Annotated in this window: 6 protein-coding genes; 1 reads left to right on the top strand and 5 read right to left on the bottom strand. The window is 43.4% G+C overall.

The window, feature by feature from the left end; genetic code table 11:
• The first annotated feature begins 293 nt into the window (after nt 1–293).
• Nucleotides 294–1,163 (top strand): hypothetical protein, encoded by an 870-nt coding sequence (locus MUN53_RS17840; RefSeq protein WP_243326749.1) that lies wholly within the window; start codon nt 294–296, stop codon nt 1,161–1,163.
• Nucleotides 1,164–1,178: 15 nt separating this feature from the next.
• Here the strand turns inward: MUN53_RS17840 and MUN53_RS17835 are convergent, their stop codons facing one another.
• From MUN53_RS17835 to trpS, 5 genes are all read right to left on the bottom strand, one after another.
• Nucleotides 1,179–2,186 (bottom strand): DUF4249 domain-containing protein, encoded by a 1,008-nt coding sequence (locus MUN53_RS17835; RefSeq protein ID WP_243326748.1) that lies wholly within the window; start codon nt 2,184–2,186, stop codon nt 1,179–1,181.
• Nucleotides 2,187–2,191: 5 nt separating this feature from the next.
• The gene (locus MUN53_RS17830; protein ID WP_243326745.1) at nt 2,192–4,519 is read right to left on the bottom strand and encodes a TonB-dependent receptor plug domain-containing protein; all 2,328 of its coding nucleotides are present in this window, start codon (nt 4,517–4,519) and stop codon (nt 2,192–2,194) included.
• Between the two features lie 45 nt (nt 4,520–4,564).
• Entirely contained in the window at nt 4,565–5,413 is an 849-nt protein-coding gene (locus tag MUN53_RS17825) for a FecR family protein (protein ID WP_243326744.1), read from the bottom strand.
• A gap of 155 nt (nt 5,414–5,568) precedes the next feature.
• The gene (locus tag MUN53_RS17820) at nt 5,569–6,078 is read right to left on the bottom strand and encodes an RNA polymerase sigma-70 factor (RefSeq protein ID WP_243326742.1); all 510 of its coding nucleotides are present in this window, start codon (nt 6,076–6,078) and stop codon (nt 5,569–5,571) included.
• 88 nt (nt 6,079–6,166) lie between these two features.
• The gene (gene trpS, locus MUN53_RS17815) at nt 6,167–7,222 is read right to left on the bottom strand and encodes a tryptophan--tRNA ligase (RefSeq protein ID WP_022456890.1); all 1,056 of its coding nucleotides are present in this window, start codon (nt 7,220–7,222) and stop codon (nt 6,167–6,169) included.
• Nucleotides 7,223–7,555 lie beyond the last annotated feature (333 nt).

Raw genomic sequence — 7,555 nt, 5'->3', positions numbered from 1 at the left:
TAATATAGAAAATATTTCCATTACTTCTTTGATTTTTATTATTATCCCTTTGACTCTCTAAAGATAAATACTTTTTAAAAGGTCTGGAAGTTTGTAATGCGTCAGCCCTGTGACAGCTGTGATAAAGCTTTATCATATATGTGCTAAAGCTTTTTGACAACTATGGAAAAGCTTTTTGACATCTGTCAAAAATATAAAAGCTAACGAGGGTTTAACAAAAAATAGAGTTCTTTCGGATAAAAAAAGGAAGGAAGCCCGATTATAATCCCTACATTTGTAAAAAAGGAGGGATTATGAAGAAGTGTTGTCTGATAATAGGTCTATGTTTGAGTAGTTTATGTTCCATCCACGCCCAATCAACATTAAAATTCATTGTCGATAAAGAAGGGAAACTTTTCGCCATTCCTTCAGAAACGAACTACGAGATCAAAGTTCCGGAAGCCACTTACAAAAGTTATACTTCTGTTTCGGAACAGAATCGGCGTTTGCAGGAAAAATATGCCGAAGCCTACCGCCAATACACTTCTTTCAACCGGGTGGAATACATTTTTACCGATTATTCGTATCTGCAGGAAGCCGATCGTCCGGCCAACATGAATGTTTTATCGGAAGCCTATCGCCCATTCTTCAATCCTTATACCCCCATGTTATGGCGTATCAACCCGATGGCTCTTGATTATGATGAATGGTATATCAAGCCGGTAGCCTTCAACACGGCTGTTTTGGTGAATGGCAGGCAAGAAACCTGGCCGGCATTGGGCGGAGTTAACATTGCCAGTATGGCTGTCAGTCACCGCGCAGGTTCGTTTACGGTTACAACCGGAGGTTTTGCCGGAAGATACTATACGCCTTACACGCCTCACCCAAGTTATTGGGGCGGAGTCAACGCGACAGCCCGTTATGAATTAACCGATTGGATGGCAATGCGGGCATGGGGTTCATACGCTTTCTACGGAGATAACAAGGCCGATCCTTTCATGGTAGCCAATCCTTGGATGAACCGGACCAACGTAGGCGGATCTATGGAATTCAAAGTCTCGGATGATTTCGGTTTCGGTATCGGAGTGAACTACCAACACAACCACTTCAACAACCGGATGGAACCACAGTTTATGTTTTATCCATTCGGCAATGCCGGTTCCCGCTTCCGTTTAGGTTTCTAACCGCTAGCCAACTGTTTATTCGGATATAGAGTCTTTGGGGAAAGGTAATGTATTTTCCCAAACAGCTACGGCTAGTCCCCACACAAATCCTGTGCCCTGATGCACATTGCTATAGGCAGAAACCGGATCAGCCAGTCCGACTTCCGACAGATTACCTTCCAACATACCTTTGGAAGCCCAGTGTGAAACATTGCTATAATATCCGCTAAGCGACTCCGAACTAAAGTTAAGAAGCAACTTGAGTGAATCCAAATTCTCCAGACCATAATATCCGCCGCCCCAATAAGGATTCGTAAAATCTAAAGAAAAACGTATCGAATAGGTTCGCCCGTCAATATAACTGTCGTCAAAGAAAAGCGCCGTTCCTTTCTCTTCTTCTTCCCCTAATAAATATTCAATCGTAGTAGGTATATACTTAAAGACGGGATCACTGACCAGATAAAGGTGATATGGGTAAAAATTATAAATTGGAGTATTTTCGTCTGTCAGCGAATCTGGATATACAAACTCCGGATAAACGGTAAAAGCATAATAATTCTTTTCTGCCGGGACATCCGTAAACCGGAATTCACAAGAAGCCCATATCCGCCCGCTTACCGTATCATTGTGCAGAACTGTAATAAACGTATCAATCGGAACCAGCGAAGGCACTTCTGTCTCCACCCAGGCATCCGGATATCCTTTACAACGAGCTTCCAGTCGCACACGGTCGGTTTCTCGCAAACGGTAGTCTGATATAAAATAGAAATACTCCCACTCCGCATCATGTTCCAAACGAAGAGATTCTTTGAATTCGTCGTTTACCCATAAACGAACATCCGACTGTTGATTCAGTTCCCTGAACGACATGCCATTCAAATAACTCGTTGCATCCAGCCGAAGCTTTATCACCGAATCAGGAACCAGCATGGTATTGATTTCCAATACCGGATTTTCTATATCAATATTTACCCAGACATCTTTCCAACAGGCGGAAAAGGCCAATACACAAACCAAGCAAACCAGATATAACCGAGACTTCATAAACATCAGAATTTATAGGTATAAGAAAAAGAAGGAATAATCGGGAATAAAGACAACTGACGAATCTTCACCCACGTTCCCTCACTCCATTCGGCCCAAGCAATTGTCGGATTCCGCTGGCAATATGCATTATAAATACTAATATTCCAAATTCCCATCCGGCCTTTTTTCTTCTTCCGGTAAATATTCAAGCCCAAATCCAAGCGGTGATTGAAAGGCAACTGATAATTATTCCGATATAAATAAGGCCAGTCTTCCTGTGATTCAGGGACAATCGTCATCCAATTCCCGGAAGATAAAAACCAGGAAGCATTTAATTCGATCTTTTCGTTGAACTTATAGGATGCGACAATATTCACTTTATGGCGGTTATCATAGCGAGAGGGGAAATAATGTCCCATATTATAGGCATCAAACTTCCGTTCCGACCAAGACAAGGTATAACCAATCCATCCGGTTAACTTGCCGGTTTCTTTACGGGCCATCCATTCCAAACCATACGCCCGTCCGACACCTTCGGTCAGCTTTTCCTGCCAAGCCATACCGTCCGGATACCGGTTTACCCAAGGTTTGAAATCGGCCAGATGCTGGATATACTTGAAATAACCTTCCATGGAAAAGCTATAATCCCGATTCGGAGAGAAATAAACACCCGTAGAAACATGGTCGGATACCGAAGGCTTCACACCACTACAACTGGGCAGCCAGATATCTGTCGGCAATTCCAGATAAGAAGCCGGTAACTGATGGACAGCCTGGTGCATCCGCGAATAGGCCAGCTTGGCAGACCAACGTTCGTTCCATAAATAGCGAAGCGAGAAACGAGGCTGTAAAGACCAGTACCAGGTACGATCCAGATAGAAAGAAGACAGCGAAATCCCGGCATCGATCCGTAAGGGTTCTGAAGGAGTAAAACGGTCTTCTACAAAAAGGACGGTTTCATTTCCCAGCATCCGCTGTACATTCTTCTGCCGAATCTGCGTAGGTACAGATTCTTCTATCTGGTTTATCTCTTCATATTCCGGACGAAACGCCTGTAAACGAGCCGAAAGTCCGCCTTGAATCCGGTGCTTGGAAGAAGGAGTATATTCCAACTGGGCGGTTATACGTCCGTCATCGATGCCGGAAACCATCGTAGAAAAAACGGAATTCTTTTTATACACATCATCTACATACGAGTATTCTTCGTCTGAATAACGCAATTTACTCCGGTATCGGGTATAAGAAGCTGTCAATAAGGTATGAAAATGATCAGACAACCGATAGCGCCAGTTCAACGAAGCCGCCAGATTTCCCCAACGGACCTTATAATGGTTGCTTTCCTTGGCGTTCGCATAATTATTATTTACTTTATTCGTAAGGCTGAACACATCATCCCCCGAAAAGACACTCAACGACCAAAGGCTCCGATCGGAATGCCGATAATCCATCCGGGCATTGATATCATGAAAGGAATAACGTCCGGTATGCGTTTCTTTATTAATCTTACTGATAATAGCCAATGTCGGGATAGCCAGCAAATCAGCCCATGTACGTCGTACAGAGACATGAACCGACAGTTTATCTTTCACCAAAGGTCCTTCCAGATTCAACAAGCCTTGTATCAATCCGATATTGAATCCCCCGTGCCAAGACTGCATATTACCACTTTTCGTCTGAATATCCGTAACAGACGACAAACGTCCTTCGTAGCGTGCCGGGAAGAATCCTTTATAAAAATCCAACTTATCGATAACATCCGAGTTGAATGCTGAGAACAACCCGCCCAAATGATTAATCTGATACACCGGCATTCCATCAATCAGAAACAAATTCTCATCATTATTTCCACCACGAACATACATACCCGAAAGTCCTTCCGTACCGGTAGCAACGCCCGGAAGATGCTGTAAAGTCTTGATTAAATCCGGCTGTCCCATAAAAACCGGCAAACGACGAATCTGGTTACCGGACAACAATTCTTTCCCCGGCTCATTCGTCAAGGCAAACGAACGCCTCAAGCTGTCGGCCTCGACCACAAACTCCTGCAAAGAAACCATCTTGATCGAATCTTTCGGGGAATAATCGGCTAGTCGCCGGCGTTTGAGGATCAAATAGCTATCCGTTACTTGCCAATCTATATCATAGCCTTGAAACAATTCGTATAAACAGACCGACAAGGTTTGCTTCTTCACCGATAACGTGACAGGCTTCATTTGTTCAAGCAACGACGATTCAAAGGAAACCTGTAAGCCGGTCTGCTTCTCAAGCAAAAGCAAAACCTGTTCAACCGGCATATCACGTACCGAAAAAGAAACAATCGGTCCCGTAGCCATCACTCGGTTCCAACACATACCTATCAACCATAGGATTATCAGTATTCGAATCCTGAGTATCATTTATCTCTTGCTTTTCTCTATTACCAATTGGGTATCTAATGTCTGATTAATAACCAGCAGCACTTCTTCTACCGGTTTCTTCTTAAAGGAAGCGGACAGCCTCAACGAATCCGAAGCTCCGGAAAGCTCTTTCAACTTAACCTCATAACAAACCTCAATATCATGGATGACTTTAGACAAAGGAGTTTCCCGGAAAACCAGCTCGCCGGTTTTCCAAGACAAACAATTCTCGTCTGCCTCTTGTAACACTTGCAGGTCTTCATCCGTTTCCGAATACCGGGCAGACATACCGGCTTCCAGCAAAACCGGTTGCTTCTTTCCGGCTTCCATTCGGACGCGTCCCTGCAATACCTGAACTTCCATCTGGTTTTGCAGCTCGCGCACTAAAAAAGATGTTCCTAAAACGACGACATTTCCCAAATGTGTCTGTACCCGAAAAGGAAGATTTTTCCGATGCTTCACTTGATAGAAAGCTTTTCCCTTTAATTCTACCTGCCGGTTTTCTTTACCATATCGCTTCGCATCATACCGCAATTCGGCAAAGGCAGCCAATGATACTTGCGAACTGTCGGGCAAAAAGACTTCTTTTCCCTGCCCTGCATCGGCAGTAATAACCACCCATTCGGGTTGTTGCTGCCCGATCATCCGATAAATACCATAGCCGGCAAGCAGCAAACAAGCCGCCGCTACCTGCCAAACCCAGACAGGTATCCGGAAACGAGTGCGAATATTCTGTTTGTCCGCAAATTGCTTCCAACCGATCTCCGGATCAAACGTGCGCTCACGATAATATCGGGCAACAAACCGGATACGCTCTTCCCATTCGGTTTTATGTCTTTCCTGATCCATGTATATACATTATATTAATAAAAGAAAACCGGAATGCCGGGTGCAGATGTATCTGCTCAACCGCAATTCTCGCTCCACTCTATAACAGTTATTCAACGTCTCCCCGTCATCCGGTTTTTACTTACAAGACAAGGAAACGAGAAAAACCCCTACTCTTAACCAAAGAAAAATGTATATATTTTTATAGCGGTATCCCGTAAAGACTTCAATGCTTTGGAAATCTGGTTTTCAACCGTCTTTACAGATATATGTAATTCGTCTGCTATCTCCTGGTATTTCAATCCGTCACGTTTGGATAACAAGAATATTTTCCGTCTTTCCGGAGGAAGTTTGTCTATAGCCGTCCACAAACGTGCATCTCTTTCGGCTATCCGGATTTGCTCTTCATCCGAATCGTCGGCTTCATCTGGAATATTTCCTTCCAGCAACTCTTCCTTTTCCCGTGTCAATAAGAGTAACGAGCGGTTTTTCACAGCCTGATACATGTAGGCCTTCATGTTCAGAATAGAAGCTCCTTCGCACAATTTCTCCCAAACATCAGCAAAAGCCTGTTGCACGATGTCTTCCGCATCTTCAGTCCGTGGTATATACTGCAAGGCAAAAAGGCACAACGGACGATAAAGCACCTTAAATTCCTGCTCGAAATCCATAGCGATTCTCTCCATGTTTACCTATTAAAAACAAGAACGAGTTGACAAGACTTGAGAAGCATCCGCCCTAATCTTCGTCAACCCGTTATCTGAATAGTAAGGATTAATAAGGTCTGAAACCTATAATCTGTCGAACTTCATTCAATGTCTTTGCTGCACTTTCGCGAGCCTTTTCTGCTCCCTGACGAGCAACTTTCGCCAAATACTCTTCATTGGAACGGATATCCAAGATACGTTCCCGAATCGGAGCACAGAAGTTGTTAATATCTTCTGCCAACTGCTTCTTCATATCGCCATAGCGGATCTCGCAGTTGTTGTATTTCTCATTGAAATAATCGTACGTATCTTTGGTAGAAACGATTTCCATCATGGTAAACAAGTTGGCAATCGGTTCCGGTTTCACACTATTCGGCTCGGTTGGACCGGCATCGGTAACCGCTTTCATCACCTTTTTCTTGATAGCCTTTTCATCGTCTATCAGATAAATGGCATTACCTTCACTTTTACCCATCTTGCCAGATCCGTCCAATCCCGGCACTTTCACTGCCTTATGAGAATAATAAAAAGAGGCAGGTTCCGGAAAGAAGTCAACACCATATGTAGCATTGAAGCGGCGGGCAAAACGACGAGCCATTTCCATGTTCTGCTCCTGATCTTTTCCAACCGGCACTTTTACAGCCTTATGGATAATAATATCAGCAGCCATCAGCGTTGGATATGTCAGCAAGCCGGCACTGACACTATGTTTATTTCCTTCATTAAAGATTTCACGCTCTACATCACCTTCAGTCGTATGTACACGGTCGATATGCAGTTGCTGACGAGCTTTATCCTTGAAAGAAGCAGTACGCATCAACTCACCTATACCAGCATTCATATTCAAATACAGATAAAGTTCTACGACTTCAGGCACATCACTCTGCACATAAATGGTAGCTTTCTCCGGGTCGATACCACAAGCCAAATATTCAGCTAAAATGGTTCGTACGCTGTTCCGGATATTTTCAGGATGCGGATGAGTCGTCAAAGAGTGCCAGTCTGCAATGAAGAATAAGCAATTATACTCATTCTGCATCTGCAGAAACCCTTTCACTGCCCCGAAATAATTTCCTAAATGGAGATTTCCGGTTGGACGAATACCACTAACTACTGTTTCCATATTCTCTATTTTATTCTTTTGTTTTAATTCACTGCGGACAAAGATACACATTTAATTAAAATACCGGCCGCGAAAGTAACGAGAATCCCAAAGGAAAGTAACGAAAATCGTTTTTGATTCTCAGCAGAAACGTTCCTTCATCCCATACCTTCGGAAACAAACCCTCCTTTTATCCCATGCAAGTCCGCATCAAAAGTCATGGATATCCCGAAATAAATACTTATACCTTAATTCCGCAACACTATAATTTAACTTTATTTATAAGTTCCTGAGCAACAAAAAGTTGCCCAGGATTTTGCCATGTCAGAATTTTCACTTATCTTAGTGTTGCAA

The organism is Parabacteroides faecalis (assembly GCF_022809355.1).
Taxonomy (GTDB): Bacteria; Bacteroidota; Bacteroidia; order Bacteroidales; family Tannerellaceae; genus Parabacteroides; species Parabacteroides faecalis.
This window is presented reverse-complemented; position numbering and strand designations above follow the sequence as displayed.